Source organism: Streptomyces hamibioticus (assembly GCF_047946815.1).
GTDB lineage: Bacteria > Actinomycetota > Actinomycetes > Streptomycetales > Streptomycetaceae > Streptomyces.
The window spans coordinates 641,176-658,484 of record NZ_JBKKQY010000001.1; the positions used below are offsets into that span (position 1 = coordinate 641,176).

Below are 17,309 nucleotides of genomic sequence, written 5' to 3' on the forward strand. Positions count from 1 at the left end.
CCGGCGGCAGACGCCTGAGCACCTTCGACGGGCCTCCCCGGCCCGCGGGGAGCGCGCCGGACCGGCGCCACCGAGCGGGCGGAACCGGCCACCGGGCGCCGGCTAGGTGTATTGCCCTGTGAGGTTGGGGACGCGGCTGGCGGGTGGCTGGCCCTTGAGCGCGGTGTGTCCGCGGTGGTGATTGTAGGTGTGCAGCCAGCTGGGGAAGGCGTCACGTCTTTCCTGCTCTGACTGGTAGGGGCGGGCGTAGGCCCACTCGTCGAGCAGGGTGCGGTTGAAGCGTTCGACCTTGCCGTTGGTCTGGGGCCGGTAAGGCCGGGTTCGCTTGTGGGTGATCCCGGCCGCTGCCAGCGCGTCGCGCCAGGCACGGGAGCGGTAGCAGGAGCCGTTGTCGGTCAGGACCCGCTCGACGCTGATTCCCGCCTGTGCGAAGAAGGTCTGGGCCCGCTGCCAGAAGCCGGTGGCGGTCTCCTTCTTCTCGTCGGTGTGTATCTCGCTGTAGGCCAGGCGGGAGTGGTCGTCGACGGCGGTGTGCAGGTAGCTGTAGCCGACGCTGGACCGTTTGGCACGACCGGCCTGGCGGCCGAGGACGTTGTGGCCGCCGCCGTCGGGGATGTTGCCCAGCTTCTTGATGTCGACGTGGACCAGCTCGCCGGGCTTGTCGCGTTCGTAGCGGCGTATGACACGGCCCGTTGCCCGGTCCAGATGGGCGAGGCGGGCCAGGCCGTAGCGGGTCAGGACCCGATGCACGGTCGAGGGCACCAGGTGCAGCAGGTGCGCGATGCGAGCCGGGCCCCACCGGCGCAGCACGCGGACCTTGATGATGCGCCGCTCGGTGCGGGTCGGGGTGCGGCGCGGGCTCGTGTGCGGGCGGGAGGACACATCACTCATCCCGGCCTCGCCGGACGCCCGGTAGCGGTCGGCCCACCGCTGAGCGGTGGTGGGCGAGACCTGGAAGCGTTCAGCGGCCCGGCGAAGAGTCCAGCCGTCCTCGACCACGCAGCGGGCCAGACGCAGCCGTCCAGTCTCGGTCAGGGGTGCATTACGGTGGGGCACGAGGGCCTTTCTGTTGGTGTAGACGTCGCAATCCACACCGAACCGGAAGGCCCTCACCTGTTCAAGATCCCTCAGCCGAGACCTGGCTCACCCGTCCACAACCTCCCCGGACAGAACAGCTAGGGCTCCGCCGCGGTCTTCTCCGCCTCGTCGACCAGGCGGGCCAGCTCCACGCGGGAGCGGACGCCGAGGGCCGCGAAGACCTTGCGCAGGTGGTAGTCGACCGTGCGGGTGCTGACCGCGAGGGTGAGGGCGACCTCCCGGTTGGTGGCGCCCTCGGCGACCTGCCGGGCGATGCGCAGCTGCTGCGGGGTCAGCCGGGTCAGGGCGCCGGCGTCCCGGCCGCGCGGGGCGGCCCCGAGGGGGCGCAGCTCGCCACGTGTCTGCTGGGCCCAGACGCCCGCGCCGCAGCGCTCGAAGCCGGCCAGGGCGGCGCCGAGGCGGTCACGGGCCTCGCGGGGCCGGCGTCGGCGGCGCAGCCATTTGCCGTACAGCAGCGCGGTGCGGGCGCGTTCGAAGTCGCCGCCGGCCTCGTCGTGCCGGGCCAGCGCGCGCCGGTAGAGGTCGTCCGCCCGGTCCGGCGGTGCCAGCAGCGCACGGCAGCGGGCCAGCTGGGCGGCGGCCTGCGCGTCGGCGCCGAACGCCGCCCACCCGGCGAAGTCCTCCAGCAGCGTCCGGGCGTCGTCGTGCCGTCCGGCGAGCGCCGCGGCCTCCACGAAGCAGGGCACGGCGAGCCGCCACACGGCGAAGTGGCCGCGGCGGGGGCCGGGCAGCACGAGGAGGCCGAGCCGGTCGGCGGCGTCGAGGGGGCGGCCTCGGCCGAGGTCGGCCCGGCCGGCCGCCCACTCCGCCAGGGTGGCGGCCTGCGCCAGACCGTGCCGCCGGGCCGTGGCCAGGGCGGCCGTCACATGCCGGTCCACGACGGCCGGCTCCTCCTCGATGGACGCCGCCAGGGCCAGTACGGCGTGGTGGTGGGCGGCGGTGTTGCGCTGTCCGGCACGCAGCGCGGTGCGCAGTCCCTCCTCGGCGTGCGCGCGGGCCTGTGCGTGCCGGCCCGCGCGGAGTTCGGCGTAGGCGAGGTACTCCAGGGCCTGTGGCACCAGCGCCGCCGACCCGAGGTGCCGGGCCGCCGCAAGGGCCCGGGCGCCGGCGCGGCGGGCGGCGTCCGCCTCACCGAGCAGCAGCGCGGCCGCCGCCGCCCGCAGCAGTTCCTCGGGACGGTGGCCGGTCCGGCCGCGGTCCACCACGTGCCCCAGCGGTACGGCGGCCCGGTCCCGGTGGCCTTCGAGCAGGGCCCGCATGCCGAGGCGGTGGTCACGCATCGCGTCCCCGGCCGGGACGGCGGCGGCCTCGCCGTGCCGCTGTTCGTTCCCGAGCGTCGCCAGACACGCCGTGAGGTCCCCGGCCGCCCAGGCCGCGTCGACGGCGGCGAGAGCGGCGACGGCCGCCTGCTCGGGGGCGGAGGCGGCGAGCAGGGACGCCGCCAGCAGCAAGGACTGGTGCGCGTCTCCGACGGGGCCGTCCCGCAGCTCGGTCAGGCCGCTCACCAGCTCGGCACGTCCCCGTGTCCCCGCCGGTGCGGCCCGGTCGCGGGCGGCTGCGATCAGCGGACGGGCCCGGTCCGGCCGCCCGGCGAGCAGCGCCTGCTCGGCCGCGGCCGTGTACCGCTCGGCGCGGGCCGGGGCGTCCGCCGTCAGCTCCGCGGCCCGGGCGTACGCCCTCGACCGCAGCAGGTGGGAGGCGGCGAGCGACTCGTCGGCCGCCTCCGCCGCCAGCCGATCGGCCAGCGCGGCCCCGGCCGAACCGCCCACGAGGGCCCGGCGCGCGCCGGCCACTCCGCCCCCGGCCAGGCCCGCTGCCCCACCTCCGGGCACGTCGGCCGACCCCTCCCCCACCAGGTCGCCCACCCCACCACCGGACGCGTCGGTCACCGAGCCCCCGGACACGCCGGGCTCCCGAGCCCCGGACACGCCGGAAACCCGCGCCCCGGACCCGTCGCCCACTCCGCCCCCCGGCAGGGCGGCCGGCCCGCCTCCGGACGCGTCGGCCGCCGAGCCGACGGACACGTCGGGCGCTTCCCTCCCGGACACCTCGGCGACACCCCCGAACACACCGGCCGCCTCCCCGGACGCGTCGGTCACACCCCCCGGCGCGTCGGCCAGTGACCACGTGTGGTGCAGGAGTCCGGTGAGGCGGTGGCCGGTGGTCCGTGTCGCCCGGGCCAGTGCGGCATGGGCGGCGCGGCGGCGGTGGGGGTCGGCGGTCGCGTAGGCGGCGCGGCGGAGCAGGGAGCCGAGCAGGCGGAGCCGGCCGTCGGCCGGTTCGGGTTCCGGCGCGGTGGGCCGCAGGTGCCGTACGGCTCGATGGACGAGGCCGGCGTCGGCGTCGGGCAGGTCCGATGCCCGTACCGCGGCCGCCGCCGTCAGCAACAGGTCCCGGTCGTCGGGGTCGAGGCCGTCGAGGGCGGGCCCCGCCACGGCCGCCAGCGTCGCGGCGTCGGCGAGAGGTCTCGGCAGCGGGCCGTGGCCGCGCAGTTCGGCGGACGACAGCCGGCCGACCAGGGCGAGCAGCAGGGCCGGGTTCCCCTCGGCCTCGGCCAGCAGCTCGGCGGCGACGGCCGGGTCCGCGGCGCCGTCGGTCGCGTCGTCGAGCAGGGCGGCGGCCTGCGGCGGCGACAGCGGGTCCAGGCGTACCACGGGCAGCCGGGCGAACTCCGGGTCGGCGGCGCGGTGTCCGGCGACGGAGAGCAGCAGCCCGGTCCGGCCCGTGCCGGCCGCGCCGCGCAGCGCGGCGCGGGCGGGAGCGGACCACAGGTGGACGTCGTCGGCGCACAGCAGCACCGGCGTGTCCGGCGCGAGGGCGCGCAGCGCGTGGGGGGCCGTCCCGTTCTCCAGCCACAGGACGGGCCCGGCCGTGAAGGTGCGCGCGGCCCAGCGGAGCAGGGTGGTGCGGCCGAGACCGGGCTCGCCGGTCACGACGAGTCCGGCGCTGTGCGTCCGCAGCCGGTCCGACAGCGCGGCCACCGCGCGCCGTTCGGCGCACCGGCCGTGCAGCCGCACCGCCGGACGTACGGTCGTCTCTCCGGTCATTCCCGGGAGGTTACGCGCGCGTAACCCGAGGCGGAAGCCTCCGGTCCTCACCGGTCGGCGGCTGTTTTCCGCCCTGTCACCTGCGCTTCGGCCGGCGGCGCGGGCGGGTTGCGGACTGTGCCGCCGCACAGCGTGTGCGACGCCCGGAGGTGCTCCGGCACAACGCCGGCGGCGGCCGCCGGGTGGGCGACCGCCGCCGGATGGTGCCGTCGGGGGATCAGGAACGGAGCGGGCAGTTGCCCCGGTACTCCTCGATGGTCAGGCTCGGACGCGGCAGCGGGCACAGGAACTGCTCGTAGCGGGTGTCGTTGTCGATGAACCGCTTGAGCCAGGAGATGCTGTACTTCGCGATCGTCGTGTTCGACGTGTTGGGCGCGAAGTGGCTGGCGTTGTTCAGCTCCAGGTAGGCGCGGTCCGTGCTGGACGGCAGGGTGTTGTAGAACGGCTCGGAGTGGGAGGAGACGGGGGCGACGGTGTCGCCGTCCGCTCCGATGATCATGGTGGGGGTGCGGACCTCGGGCCAGGTCTTGTCGAGGTTCCACGGGGTCAGCGGGATGGCCGCCTGGAGGGACGGGCGTGACTTGGCGGCCTCCAGCGAGCCACCGCCGCCCATGGAGTGGCCCATGACGCCGAGGCGGCTGCTGTCGATGCGGCTTCTGACCGAGCTGCGCTCGGTGAGGTAGTCCAGGGCCGCGAGCAGCTGCCGTCCGCGCGAGTCCGGCTGGTCGTACCTGGAGTTGGTGTCGATGGTGAACACCACGAAGCCCTGCGAGGCCAGACGCGGTCCGAGCCAGGCCATGGAGGACTGGCTGGCGGTGTAGCCGGGGGCGACCGCGACCGCGCCGAAGGTACCGTCGCTGGTGGTGGTCGGGTAGTAGATGGTGCCGCCGCCGAAGCCGGTGACCACGAGCGAGGAGACGCTCGTGTCCGAGACGGCGTACGGGCCGCGCAGTGCCTCGATGCTGGACTCGGTGGGCGCCGGGCCGCGCTCGTAGGGGTTGTCGGCCGCCTGGGCGGCCGGACCGGTGAGGGTGCTGAATCCGACGACGGCGGCGATGGCCGCCGCCGCGCCGGCGAACCGCCGCCGGATCCCGCCGGACGGCGGCCGGGGAGCCCGGTGAGTGGCAGTGACGTGGGGGTTCGACTGCACGACGAGTCGTCCTCTCTGTCGTGGCGAGGGGCCCGGCCGGTGGCCGCACACGGCTCGGGACGCGTGGGGCCGCGTCCCTCAACTCCGCCGGACGGGCATCGCCGCTGAGCTGGCCGTGCCACTGTCGAGGGGTGCGCCGGTTCCGGGGATCGGCAATATCACCGGTCTCTCGAAACCCTCCGGTCGCGAAGGGCGCGGCGGCCCGGGCGGCCCCGTTCCCCAGGGGTTGCGCGGGAGCCCGGTCGGTGTGTCACGCTCGGCCCCGGCCGGGCGGCCGCGGGCCGGCCCGGGGTTCACCACCGTGGAGAGGCGGCGGCATGCGCATCGGACTGCTCGGCACCGGTCCCTGGGCGGACATGGCTCACGCTCCCGCCCTGAGCCGGCACGACGACCTGGACTTCGTGGGGGTGTGGGGGCGCCGCCCCGAGGCCGCCAAGGAACTGGCGGCGCGTCACGGCACGCGCGCGTACGACGACGTGGACACCCTGCTCGACGACGTGGAGGCCGTCGCCGTGGCGCTGCCCCCGGCCGTGCAGGCCGATGTCGCGGTGCGCGCGGCACGGGCGGGCCGTCATCTGCTGCTGGACAAGCCGCTGGCGGCGACGGTCGCGCAGGGGCGGGCCGTGGCCGAGGCCGTGCGGGAGACCGGCGTCGCCTCGGTCGTCTTCTTCACCGCCCGGTTCCGGCCGGAGACCGAGGGGTGGATCGCCGAACAGGCGGCCCGCGGCGAGTGGTTCACGGCGCGGGCCCAGTGGCTCGGAGCGGTGTTCACCGGTGACAGCCCGTTCGCCCGGTCGCCGTGGCGGCGGGAGAAGGGCGCCCTGTGGGACGTCGGGCCGCACGCGCTGTCGGTGCTGCTGCCGGTGCTGGGCGATGTGGTGCGGGTGACGGCCGCCGGGCACGGCCCGGGGGACACCGTGCACATCGTCCTGGAGCACACCGGCGGCGCGTCGAGCGTGCTGACGCTCAGCCTGACGGCACCGCCGGCCGCGGCCGGCGCCACGGTGGAACTGCTGGGCGGTACCGGGGTGACGCTCCTTCCGCAGAGCGCGGAGGGACCGGTGCCCGCGCTGCTGCGGGCCGCGGACGCGCTGCTCGCCGCCGCGCGTACCGGACGCCCGCACGCGTGCGGCGCCGCGTTCGGTCTGCGGGTGACGGAGATCCTCGCGGAGGCCGAGGCGCGGCTGGCCGGCGCGGTCGGCTAGCCGCGCCGCGTGGTGCCGCGGCCGCCGTGGACCGGCTGCGGGTCCGTCGTGGCCGGCCGGGCCCGGACGGCGGCGCTCGTCGTCCCGCTTCGGTGTGCGGGCGGTGAACGGGCGTGGCGGCGTGAGGGCCCGCGTGGCGGCGTGGTGGTGTCCGAACGGGCCCGAGAGGCGTCCGCCGTGCCGTCGCACCGGGATTCCGGCCGGTGGGGGCCCGCTCCGGGGGCGCCGGGCTCCGGGCGGCGCGGCCCAGGCGGAGCGCCCGGCGAGAAGGGACGTTACGGTGATAGCGGGAGATTCGGAACCGATGGCAGAACCGGGACCGAAACCGACAACGGACCGGAGGAGCTTCAGATCATGGAGATGTCACAGCCCGAGGCTTCCCGGCCGTCCGAGGTTCGCGTGGCCGACGACCGCGCCACCCCGGACGACCTGCTCCACACCCGCACCGGCGTCGACGTGTCGCCGGAGGATCTCGTCCTGGCGTCCGGCAAGGACCTCACGGAACGCAATCTGGAATGGGCCCGGCGCAAGCTGGCCGACGAAGGCCCGGCCGCCCTGGACAAGCTGCTGCCCTGACGCTGGGCGGGCGCCCGGCCGGACTCCCCGGCCGGGCGCCCGCTCAGCGGTCCTCGCGGTCCGGCAGCGCCGTGTCGTCCTCGACGGTGTGCATGGCGGCCTCCTCGGCGCCGGCCGCGCCCCCGTCGATGCCCACGTCCCGGGCGACGGTCTCCTTGGTGGTGTCGGTGCGCGCCCCCTCGTCCGGCGCCACCAGGCGCCCGGAGCGGTCCGTGCCCGCCTCCGGGTCGACGGGCTCGCCGTCCCCGCCGGGGGCGTCGCCCACACCGTCCCCGGAGGGCTCGGTGACGTCGGGGACCTCCTGGGAGAGCCGCTCATCGAGGGTCTCGCCGTCGTGCTGCTCGGCCGCGGTGGTGCCGTGCTTGGTGACGCCGAGCGGCTTCTCCGGCGGCGAGTAGCCCTCGTCCAGGGTGTCGTCGTAGTCCCGCTCGTCGAGGGCGTCCTGCAGGTCGAGCGGCGCGGCGTCCTCCTGCTCCTCATTGCTTCCGGTGGGCTGGTAGGCGTCGTCGGCCATCGGGTTCGTGCCCATCTCTGCCTCCCTCTCGCGCTGCGTCGACTCGGTCGTGTCGGGTGTCTGCATTCGCGTTTCCCGTCACGCGATCTCTAACCTCCGCGGCGCCCGCACGGGCGTACGGGCGCCGCCGGACCGAGAGGGCGGGCGGTCACTTCGCGAGGGGCTGGGTGAAGCGCAGCAGGTTGCCGGCGGGGTCGCGGAAGGCGCAGTCGCGGACGCCGTACGGCTGGTCCATGGGCTCCTGGAGCACCTCGGCGCCGGAGGCGCTGATGCGCTCGAAGGTGGCGTCGCAGTCCTCGGTCGAGAAGAGGACGCCGCGCAGCAGACCCTTGGCCATCAGCTCCGCCAGGGCCTGTTTGTCGGCGGCCGAGGTGCTCGGGTCGGCGGCGGGCGGTTCCAGGACGATGTTCACGTCCGGCTGCGCGGGCGACCCGACGGTCACCCAGCGCATCCCCTCGAACCCGACGTCGTCGCGCACCTCGAGGCCCAGCACGTCGCGGTAGAAGGCGATGGCCTTGTCGTGGTCGTCGACGGCGATGAAGCAGGTGGAGAGCTTGATGTCCATGGCGGACACGCTACGGCCGATCGGTTGGGCGCGCTTCTCCGTTCCTGACCGGCCGTGTGTAGATCTTGGCCATGCACGCCGGGATGGCGGCGCCCCGGTCGTGGTCGCGGGCCCGGTAGGCGCTCGGGCTCTCGCCGACCAGCTCGGTGAAGCGCGAGCTGAACGAACCCAGCGACGTACAGCCGACCGCGAAGCAGACCTCGGTCACCGTCAGGTCGCCGCGCCGCAGCAGCGCCTTGGCCCGCTCGATGCGGCGGGTCATCAGGTAGCTGTACGGCGTCTCGCCGAAGGCGGCGCGGAAGCTGCGGGAGAAGTGGCCCGTCGACATCAGGGCGTCCCGCGCCAGCGCCGGGACGTCGAGCGGCTCGGCGTAGTCGCGGTCCATCCGGTCGCGCGCCCGGCGCAGCCGGACCAGGTCGTCGAGATCGGGCCGTTTCACGTCACGAGTTTCCCACAGCACCCGGGGCCGGGCGGCGGGCAAGTCACCGCCCGGCCTCCGCCACGGACAGGGTCAGGAGCCGACGTAGGCGGCGAGGTGCTCGCCGGTCAGGGTGGAGCGGGCGGCCACCAGATCGGCGGGCGTGCCCTCGAAGACCACCTTGCCGCCGTCGTGGCCGGCGCCGGGGCCGAGGTCGATGATCCAGTCGGCGTGGGCCATGACCGCCTGGTGGTGCTCGATGACGATGACCGACTTGCCGGAGTCCACCAGCCGGTCGAGCAGGCCGAGCAGCTGTTCGACGTCGGCGAGGTGAAGGCCGGTGGTCGGCTCGTCGAGGACGTAGACGCCGCCCTTCTCGGCCATGTGCACGGCCAGCTTCAGCCGCTGCCGCTCACCGCCGGACAGCGTGGTCAGCGGCTGCCCCAGGGTGAGGTAGCCGAGCCCGACGTCGGCGAGCCGGCCGAGGATCTTGTGCGCGGCCGGTGTGCGGGCGTCGCCGCCGCCGAAGAACTCCTCGGCCTCCGCCACCGACATCGCGAGCACCTCGCTGATGTCCCGGCCGCCGAGGTGGTACTCCAGCACCGCCGCCTGGAACCGCTTGCCCTCGCAGTCCTCGCAGGTGCTGGCGACGCTCTGCATGATCGCCAGGTCGGTGTAGACGACCCCGGCGCCGTTGCAGGTGGGGCAGGCGCCCTCGGAGTTGGCGCTGAACAGCGCCGGCTTCACACCGTTGGCCTTGGCAAAGGCCTTGCGGATCGGGTCGAGCAGTCCGGTGTACGTCGCCGGGTTGCTGCGCCGGGAGCCGCGGATGGGGCTCTGGTCGACCGACACCACACCCTCGCCGGCGGGGATCGACCCGTGCAGGAGCGAGCTCTTGCCGGAGCCGGCGACGCCCGTGACGACGGTCAGCACCCCGAGCGGGATGTCGACGTCGACGCTTCGCAGGTTGTTCGCCGTGGCGCCGCGGACCTCCAGCGCGCCCTTCGGCGTGCGCACCGTCTCCTTCAGCGCCGCCCGGTCGTCGAGATGACGGCCGGTGACGGTGCCGGAGGCCCGCAGCCCCTCGACGGTGCCCTCGAAGCAGACCGTGCCGCCCGCCGTACCGGCGCCGGGTCCGAGGTCGACGACGTGGTCGGCGATCGCGATCGTCTCCGGCTTGTGCTCCACGACGAGCACGGTGTTGCCCTTGTCCCGCAGGCGCAGCAGGAGGTCGTTCATGCGCTGGATGTCGTGCGGGTGCAGGCCGGTGGTGGGCTCGTCGAAGACGTAGGTGACGTCGGTGAGCGAGGAGCCGAGGTGGCGGATCATCTTCACGCGCTGGGCCTCGCCGCCCGACAGGGTGCCCGCCGGCCGCTCCAGCGAGAGGTAACCGAGGCCGATCTCCACGAAGGAGTCGAGGGTGCCCTGGAGCTTGGTGAGCAGCGGCGCCACGGTCGGCTCGTCCAGGCCCCGCACCCATTCGGCCAGGTCGCGGATCTCCATCGCGCAGGCGTCGGCGATGGAGATCCCCTTGATCCTGGACGAGCGGGCCGCATCGGCGAGCCGGGTGCCGCCGCACTCGGGACAGGCGGTGAAGGTGACCGCCCGCTCCACGAAGGCCCGGATGTGCGGCTGCATCGCCTCCTTGTCCTTGGCCAGGAACGACTTCTGGATCTTGGGGATCAGGCCCTCGTAGGTGAGGTTGACGCCGTTGACCTTGACCTTGGTGGGCTCCCCGTACAGGAAGTCCCGCATCTCCTTCTCGGTGAAGTCACGGATCGGCTTGTCGGGGTCGAGGAAGCCCGACTGGGCGTAGACCCCCACGGTCCAGACGTTGTCCGACTTCCAGCCGGGGATGGTGAACGCGCCCTCGGCGATCGACTTGGAGTCGTCGTAGAGCTGGGTGAGGTCGATGTCGGAGACCGTGCCGCGGCCCTCGCAGTTCGGGCACATGCCGCCGGTGCGGGTGAAGGTCGCCTTCTCCGTCTTCTTGTTGCCGCGCTCGACGGTGATCGCACCGCTGGCCCGGACCGAGGGGACGTTGAAGGCGAACGCGCCGGGGCCGCCGATGTGCGGGTCGCCGAGCCGGCTGAACAGGATGCGCAGCATGGCATTGGCGTCGGTGGCGGTGCCCACGGTGGAGCGGGGGTCGGCGCCCATGCGCTGCTGGTCGACGCTGATCACGGTGGTCAGCCCGTCGAGCACGTCGGCCTCGGGCCGCGCCTGCGTCGGCATGAAGCCCTGCACGAAGGCGCTGTAGGTCTCGTTGATCAGCCGCTGCGACTCCGCCGCGACCGTGTCGAAGACCAGCGAGCTCTTGCCCGAGCCGGAGACGCCGGTGAACACCGTCAGCCGGCGCTTCGGGATCTCGATGCTGACGTCCTTGAGGTTGTTCTCGCGCGCACCGTGCACGCGGATCATGTCGTGGCTGTCGGCGGCGTGCGGCGCAGGCGACTGCGGGTCCGTGCTCGGTGCCATGCTCATCGTGTCTCCATTCCATGGGGGGCCGGCCTCGCGGCCCGGATCGGCGTCGCCGGACCCGATCCAACCAGCTTTGCTCCGGTGCTCGCCGGTGCTTTCGTGTCAGTGGACTTCGTCGACGCGGATCATGTTGCCCGCGGGATCACGGAAGGCGCGGTCGCGCGTGCCGTGGGGCTGCTCGGTGGGCTCCTGGACGATCTCGGCGCCGACGGCCCGCACCCGGGCGAAGGTCCCGTCGAGGTCGGTGGTGGCCAGGGTGATCCGGGCGCAGGTGCCCTTGGCCGTCATCTCCGTGACGGTGCGGCGCTCGTCGTCGGTGACCCCGGGGTCCGCGGCTGGCGGCTCCAGCACGAGGGACGTGCCGGGCCGGCCGGCGGGGCCGACCGTGATCCGGCGCACGGCGCCATGGCCGACGTCGTCGCGGACCTCGAAACCGAGGGTGTCGCGGTAGAAGGCCAGGGCGGCGTCCGGATCGTCGTGCGGGAGAAAGGCCCGGTGGATCGTGAGGTCCATGGCCTTGAGCCTAGGCAGGTGGCGTGACCGGTGCTTCTCCATTCCTGACCGGTCCCCGGCCGGTCACGACCGGCCCTCGACCGGCCCTCGAGCCCGCTTCGAGAGGTCCTGGTTTCGCGCCTGCCCCGGAGCCACCCGGATCTCGAGGCCGGTGACCTCGTGCGGGGTCCAGGTGCGGGCGTACTCGGGCGGGGTGCCGCCCGGGCCGGTGAGGGCGGCCACCGGGATGCGCCGGGCGGTGCGCACGATCTCCGCCACGGTGATGTTCTCGTTGTTCCCGGCGCTGTTGCCGGAGGAGCAGCCGGCGTAGTAGGCGATGGGGATGGCCTCGTGCCCGGTGAGCAGGCAGGGTGGGCGGACGCCCAGGCCGTGCAGCGTCTCGGCGACGCGGGCCCAGTCGCGGCGGCTGTCGGTGTTGCGGTCCACGGTGTGCACGAGGACGGTGAGCTGCACCGCCAGGTGCCCGGCCAGTCCGAGCGCGACCAGGGTCGTGGCGACCGGCCGCCACTGCCCGCCGGGCCGCTTGACCAGCTGCCAGAGCGCGTCGGCGACGGGGATGGCCAGCAGGGCGTAGGCGGGCTGGAGGAAGCGGGGCGCCGCGTAGTCGATCATGAACAGGTAGGGCAGGGCGACCGTCGTGGCGCAGACGAACGGGATCAGGGTGCGGGCGGTGCGGCCGGCGCGTACGGCGACGACGACCCCGAGCACGGCGAGCACCGGCAGGAGGAACCACCACGCGGTGACCGGCGGTGGCGGCATCTCCCCGGCGCACGGCCACCGGCACAGGGCGCGTCCGCCCAGGCTGCGCAGCTGGTCGTCGACGGCGATGTGCCAGCCGAGCCCGCCCTGGATCTCGGAGGCCCGGGACAGCCGCTCCCCGAGGCCGCCGTACCAGGCGTACGCCTCGGCCACCCACTCCGCTCCTCCGGTGGCGAGGCCGCCCGTCAGGGCGAGCAGGAGCGGCCAGTACCGTCGCACCAGCGCCAGGACGAGCAGCGGAACGGTCACCCAGACGGCGTCGGTGGGCCGCATCCACGCCATCAGCGCGGCCCCGGCCACCACACCCCACAGCGCCGCCCGTCCGGAGTGGCCGGCGCGGACGCGCAGGAAGCAGCCGACGCAGACGAGGGCACCGATCGCGACCCAGTAGTTGGGCATGGCCTGCGGGCCGTAGAAGAGCGTGATCCACAGGGTGGCGAACAGCGCGCCCGCGGTGGCCAGGACACGGGCCGGGAACAGGTCCCGCCAGGCGCGCAGGGCCAGGTAGAGGCCGAGACCGGAGAGCAGGGCGAGGTAGACGCGCAGCAGTTCGGTGGATGACGACCAGGAGGCCACGGGCGCCACCAGCACGGAGACGCCGCGGGAGCGGGGTGCGCTGAAGAAGGCGGCCGGGGTGTGGGTGGTGACCTGACTGACGTAGACGGTCTCGTCCCAGCCCAGGCCCATGCCGGGGCGGACCAGCAGCAGTTGGGCGAGGGTGAAGGCGCAGGCCACCGCCGCGAGCAGCCGGGTGCCGGGCACGCGCCGGGGGCGGCCGGACGCCGGGGCGCCATCGCGGTGGCGCATGCCCCCGAGGATGGTGTTCACTGCGCCGGCCATCGTCCGCCCCTCCGTCGTGAACGCGCGGGAAAATCCGATGCGAAATTATGAATTCCAGATAAAACAAGCACAAAGCTAACCCTTGCACGGCCGCTCCGCAGGGCGGCGTCCGGCCCCTCCGGCGTCCGGGGGTCGGCGGCCGGTCACCGGGCGTGGGGGCGGCGGTGCGGGGGCTGTTCCGGGGTCGGCCGGCGTTTCACGTCGGGGACGGGCCGGCGCACCGGTCCGTCGCCGTTCAGGGCGACCTCCGTCCCGTGGTGACGGATCGTCAGCGGCGGTCCGGACAGCAGGGTGTACGTCGCCTCGCCGGCGGCGATCTCCACGCGCACGCACCGGCCGCGGAACTGGAGCCGGAAGGCCAGACGGCCGAACTTCTCCGGCAGGCACGGCGCGAAACGCAGGGTGTCGCCGTCGCGGCGGGTGCCGCCGAATCCGGCGACCAGGGCCATCCAGGTGCCGGCCAGGGACGCGATGTGCAGCCCGTCGCGGGTGTTGTGCTCCAGGTCCGCCAGGTCCATCAGCGCGGCCTCGGCGGCGTAGTCGTAGGCCAGGCGCAGGTGGCCCGTCTGGGCGGCGACCACGGCCTGGCAGCAGGCCGACAGCGAGGAGTCGCGGACGGTCAGCGGCTCGTAGTAGGCGAAGTTGCGGGCGATCTGGTCGTCGTCGCAGTGCGCGTCGAACCAGCTGCCGCAGGTGTACATGGCCAGGACCAGGTCGGACTGCTTGATCACCTGTTTGCGGTACAGGTCGAAGTAGGGGAAGTGCAGCATCAGCGGGTACTGGTCGGCGCCCGTGCGGGCGAAGTCCCAGCGCTGGTGGCGGGTGAAGCCCGCGTGCTGCTCGTGGACGCCGAGTTCCTCGTTGTAGGGGATGTGCACGGCCTCGGCGGCGTCCCGCCAGGTCGCGCTCTCCTCGTCGTCGACGCCGAGCCGGGCGGCCTCGTCGGGGTGGCGTTCGCAGACGTCGGCGGCGGCCAGCAGGTTCGACCGCGCCATGAGGTTGGTGTACACGTTGTCGTCGGCGATCGCGCTGTACTCGTCCGGGCCGGTGACCCCGTCGATGTGGAAGGTGCCGTGGTGGTCGTGGTGGCCGAGGGAGCGCCACAGCCGGGCCGTCTCCACCAGCAGCTCCAGGCCGGTGTCGCGTTCGAAGTCGGTGTCGCCGGTGGCCGCCACGTAGCGGACGACGGCGTGCGCGATGTCGGCGGCCACGTGGAAGGCGGCGGTGCCGGCCGGCCAGTACGCGGACCCCTCCGAGCCGTCGATGGTCCGCCAGGGGAACGCCGCGCCGCGCAGGCCGAGCTGGGCGGCGCGGTCCCGGGCGGCGGGCAGGGTCTCCTGGCGCCAGCGCAGCGCCTCGGCCACCGCCCGGGGCTCGGTGTAGGTCAGGACGGGCAGCACGAACATCTCCGTGTCCCAGAAGGCGTGGCCGTCGTAGCCGGAACCGGTCAGTCCCTTGGCCGGGATCGCCCGCTGCTCGGCGCGGGCGCCGGCCTGGAGGACGTGGAAGAGGCCGAACCGGACCGCCTGCTGGATCTCCTCGTCGCCGTGCACCTCGACGTCCGCGCGCGCCCAGAAGTCGTCGAGGTAGGAGCGCTGTTCGGCGAGCAGTCCGGCCCAGCCGCTGTGCGCGGCGGCGGCGAGCGCGGCCTCGACCTGGTCGCTCATCGCCGGCCGGGAGCGGGCTCCGGACCAGCCGTGGGCGACGGTCTTCTGCACCCGCAGCCGCTGCCCGGGCTCCAGTACGGCGGTGATGGTGAGCCGGGCCACGTCGATGTTGCTCTCGCTGCTGGTGGAGACCCCGTCCGGGCCCTCGACCACGTGGTTCGCGGCGACGGCGACCCGCAGCCCGCTGCGCCGGGTGCGGTGGACCAGGCGCAGCCGCGGCCCGAGGGCGAGGGCTTCCTCCGGCTCCAGCGGGGATTGCAGCGCCTTGGCCGCGCGGGGGTCGCCGTTCGGGTCGGGCAGGCTCTCGTTGGCCACCAGCTCGGACTGGATCACCACCCGGATGCGGGCGTCGACGGCCTCGACCTCGTAGTCCACGGCGGCGATCGCCCGCTGGGTGAGGGAGACCAGCCGGGTGGAGCGGACCCGGACCGTCGAGCCGGCCGGGGAGGTCCACTCGCAGGCCCGCTCCAGCACGCCCCGGCGCAGGTCGAGGGTCCGTTCGTGCTTGCCGAGGCGTCCGTAGCGCAGGTCGAACGGCTCGTCGTCGACCAGCAGCCGCAGCACCTTGCCGTTGGTGACGTTGATGACGGTCTGGCCGGACTCGGGGTAGCCGTAGCCGGCCTCGGCGTAGGGCAGCGGGTGCAGTTCGTGGACGCCGTTGAGGTAACTGCCGGGCAGGCCGTGCGGTTCGCCCTCGTCGAGGTTGCCGCGCCAGCCGACGTGCCCGTTGGAGAGGGCGAAGACGGACTCGCTCTGCGCCAGCAGGTCGAGGTTGAGGGCGGTCTCGCGCACCGACCACGGTTCCACGGCGTACGTCAGGTTGGTGATCACGCCCGGCCTCCCAGCTCGGCGAGGTCGGTCACCACGCGGTCGGCGCCGTGCGCGTAGAGGGCATCGGTCTGCCCGACGCGGTCGACGCCGACGACGTAGCCGAAGTGTCCCGAGCGGCCGGCGTCCATGCCGGCCAGGGCGTCCTCGAAGACGGCGGCGCGGGAGGGATCGACACCGAGGTCGCGGGCGGCGGCGAGGAAGGTGTCGGGGTGCGGCTTGCCCGGCAGCTTCCGCTCCCGGGCCACCACGCCGTCGATCCGGACGTCGAACAGGCGCTCGGCGTCGATGGAGCGCAGCACGTCCACGGTGTTGGCGCTGGAGGAGACGATGGCGGTGCGCAGGCCGAGTGCGCGGACGGCCTCGATGTAGCGCAGCGAACCCTCGTACGCCTCGACGCCGTCGGTGCGGATCTTCTCCAGGAGCAGTGCGTTCTTGCGGTTGCCGACGCCGTTGACGGTCGGTGCGTCGGGCGGGTCGTCCGGGTCGCCCTCCGGCAGTTCGATGCCGCGGGAGGCGAGGAAGGTGCGGACGCCGTCGGCCCGCGGGCGGCCGTCGACGTACTCGCCGTAGTCGGAGTCGGTGAACGGCCGGAAGTTTGCGCCGTCCCGCTCGCGCAGGAACGCGTCGAACGTCTCCTTCCAGGCGGCGGCGTGCACCACCGCCGTCCGGGTGACGACCCCGTCGAGGTCGAAGAGGCAGGCCTGGATGTCGTCGGGGAGCCCGAGCTGCGTCGTCATACCCGACACAGTTCCCCATACCCGACACAGTTCTCCGCCGCGGCGCGTCCCATCGGGTGGTCCGTACGGCGCCGGGGCGATGGCGGGGCGGGGCGGGGCGGGTGGCAGACTCGGCCGCATGCCGCCGACCTTCGACGACCTCCTCGCCCGGGCCCGCCGTCTGCCGCGGGGCGGCCGGCGGGCGGTCCTCGGCATCGCCGGCAGTCCCGGCGCCGGCAAGTCGACCCTGGCCGAGCGCCTGGTGCGGGAGCTGAACGGCGCCGGCGCGCCATGGGTCGCGCACGTCCCGATGGACGGCTTCCACCTCGCCGACGCCGAACTGGACCGGCTCGGCCGCCGCGACCGCAAGGGCGCCCCCGACACCTTCGACGCCGCCGGGTACGCGGCGCTGCTGCGGCGGCTGCGCGAGGAGGGCGGGCGGGATGAGGGGGGCGAGCGGCGTGAGCGGGGTCAGGGGGTCGACGAGGCCGGCGGGGGGCGTGATGGCGAGGTCGTGTACGCGCCGGGCTTCGAACGGGTGCTGGAGCAGCCGCTCGCCGGGGCCGTCCCGGTGCCGCCGTCGGCCCGGCTGGTCGTGACGGAGGGCAACTACCTGCTGCTGGACGACGGGGCCTGGGCGCGGGTGCGGCCGCAGCTCGACGAGGTGTGGTTCTGCGAGCTGGACGAGGAGGAGCGCATCCGCCGACTGGTCGCCCGGCACGAGGAGTTCGGCAAGTCCCACCGGGAGGCGGTGGCCTGGGAACTCCGTTCCGACCGGCGCAACGCCGAGCTGGTGGCAGCGACCCGGCACCGGGCGGACCTCGTGGTGACGGTCACGGCCCTGGACGGCGCCGGCCGGCCGGGGTGACCTTCGCCGGCGGGGGCCGCCCGGGGTGAACCCCGGCCCGCCGGTGGCCGTACCCGTGGGT

At 74.3% G+C, this 17,309-nt stretch carries 14 protein-coding genes; 3 read left to right on the plus strand and 11 right to left on the minus strand.

Translation table 11 applies throughout. From position 1 onward, the window contains the following. Window positions 1-102: 102 nt before the first annotated feature. The 3 genes from ACLGIH_RS02915 to bdeA all read right to left on the minus strand — a co-directional run bounded on the left by ACLGIH_RS02915 (window position 103) and on the right by bdeA (window position 5,295). Window positions 103-1,056, minus strand: coding sequence for an IS481 family transposase (locus ACLGIH_RS02915; RefSeq protein ID WP_416523623.1), 954 nt, complete (start codon window positions 1,054-1,056; stop codon window positions 103-105). Between the two features lie 119 nt (window positions 1,057-1,175). Then, window positions 1,176-4,145, minus strand: a complete 2,970-nt coding sequence (locus ACLGIH_RS02920) for a helix-turn-helix transcriptional regulator (protein ID WP_416523624.1) — start codon at window positions 4,143-4,145, stop codon at window positions 1,176-1,178. Between the two features lie 217 nt (window positions 4,146-4,362). Beyond that, complete coding sequence (bdeA, locus tag ACLGIH_RS02925; protein ID WP_416523625.1) at window positions 4,363-5,295, minus strand: bis(hydroxyethyl) terephthalate hydrolase; 933 nt, start codon at window positions 5,293-5,295, stop codon at window positions 4,363-4,365. 317 nt (window positions 5,296-5,612) lie between these two features. On the opposite strand from bdeA, the gene ACLGIH_RS02930 reads away from it, so the two are divergent. Further along, window positions 5,613-6,500, plus strand: coding sequence for a Gfo/Idh/MocA family protein (locus tag ACLGIH_RS02930; RefSeq protein ID WP_416523626.1), 888 nt, complete (start codon window positions 5,613-5,615; stop codon window positions 6,498-6,500). 354 nt (window positions 6,501-6,854) lie between these two features. After that, window positions 6,855-7,076: a hypothetical protein gene (locus ACLGIH_RS02935; RefSeq protein ID WP_416523627.1), complete on the plus strand. Its 222-nt coding sequence runs from the start codon at window positions 6,855-6,857 to the stop codon at window positions 7,074-7,076. Window positions 7,077-7,119: 43 nt separating this feature from the next. Here the strand turns inward: ACLGIH_RS02935 and ACLGIH_RS02940 are convergent, their stop codons facing one another. The 8 genes from ACLGIH_RS02940 to ACLGIH_RS02975 form a co-directional block, all read right to left on the minus strand. Continuing rightward, the gene (locus tag ACLGIH_RS02940) at window positions 7,120-7,605 is read right to left on the minus strand and encodes a DUF5709 domain-containing protein (RefSeq protein WP_416523628.1); all 486 of its coding nucleotides are present in this window, start codon (window positions 7,603-7,605) and stop codon (window positions 7,120-7,122) included. Between the two features lie 133 nt (window positions 7,606-7,738). Beyond that, complete coding sequence (locus ACLGIH_RS02945; RefSeq protein ID WP_416523629.1) at window positions 7,739-8,155, minus strand: VOC family protein; 417 nt, start codon at window positions 8,153-8,155, stop codon at window positions 7,739-7,741. A gap of 10 nt (window positions 8,156-8,165) precedes the next feature. Then, entirely contained in the window at window positions 8,166-8,540 is a 375-nt protein-coding gene (locus ACLGIH_RS02950; protein WP_416529267.1) for a helix-turn-helix transcriptional regulator, read from the minus strand. Window positions 8,541-8,666: 126 nt separating this feature from the next. Then, window positions 8,667-11,057 (minus strand): ATP-binding cassette domain-containing protein, encoded by a 2,391-nt coding sequence (locus ACLGIH_RS02955; RefSeq protein ID WP_416523630.1) that lies wholly within the window; start codon window positions 11,055-11,057, stop codon window positions 8,667-8,669. A 99-nt stretch (window positions 11,058-11,156) separates the two neighbouring features. Then, entirely contained in the window at window positions 11,157-11,567 is a 411-nt protein-coding gene (locus ACLGIH_RS02960) for a VOC family protein (RefSeq protein WP_416523631.1), read from the minus strand. A gap of 63 nt (window positions 11,568-11,630) precedes the next feature. Beyond that, on the minus strand, window positions 11,631-13,133 hold the full coding sequence (locus ACLGIH_RS02965) for a hypothetical protein (protein ID WP_416523632.1): 1,503 nt from the start codon (window positions 13,131-13,133) through the stop codon (window positions 11,631-11,633). A gap of 176 nt (window positions 13,134-13,309) precedes the next feature. After that, window positions 13,310-15,664 (minus strand): glycoside hydrolase family 65 protein, encoded by a 2,355-nt coding sequence (locus ACLGIH_RS02970; RefSeq protein ID WP_416523633.1) that lies wholly within the window; start codon window positions 15,662-15,664, stop codon window positions 13,310-13,312. Beyond that, on the minus strand, window positions 15,661-16,401 hold the full coding sequence (locus ACLGIH_RS02975; RefSeq protein ID WP_416523634.1) for a beta-phosphoglucomutase family hydrolase: 741 nt from the start codon (window positions 16,399-16,401) through the stop codon (window positions 15,661-15,663). The genes ACLGIH_RS02970 and ACLGIH_RS02975 overlap by 4 nt, the downstream gene beginning before the upstream one ends. 118 nt (window positions 16,402-16,519) lie before the next feature. On the opposite strand from ACLGIH_RS02975, the gene ACLGIH_RS02980 reads away from it, so the two are divergent. Further along, the gene (locus ACLGIH_RS02980) at window positions 16,520-17,248 is read left to right on the plus strand and encodes a nucleoside triphosphate hydrolase (RefSeq protein WP_416523635.1); all 729 of its coding nucleotides are present in this window, start codon (window positions 16,520-16,522) and stop codon (window positions 17,246-17,248) included. Window positions 17,249-17,309 lie beyond the last annotated feature (61 nt).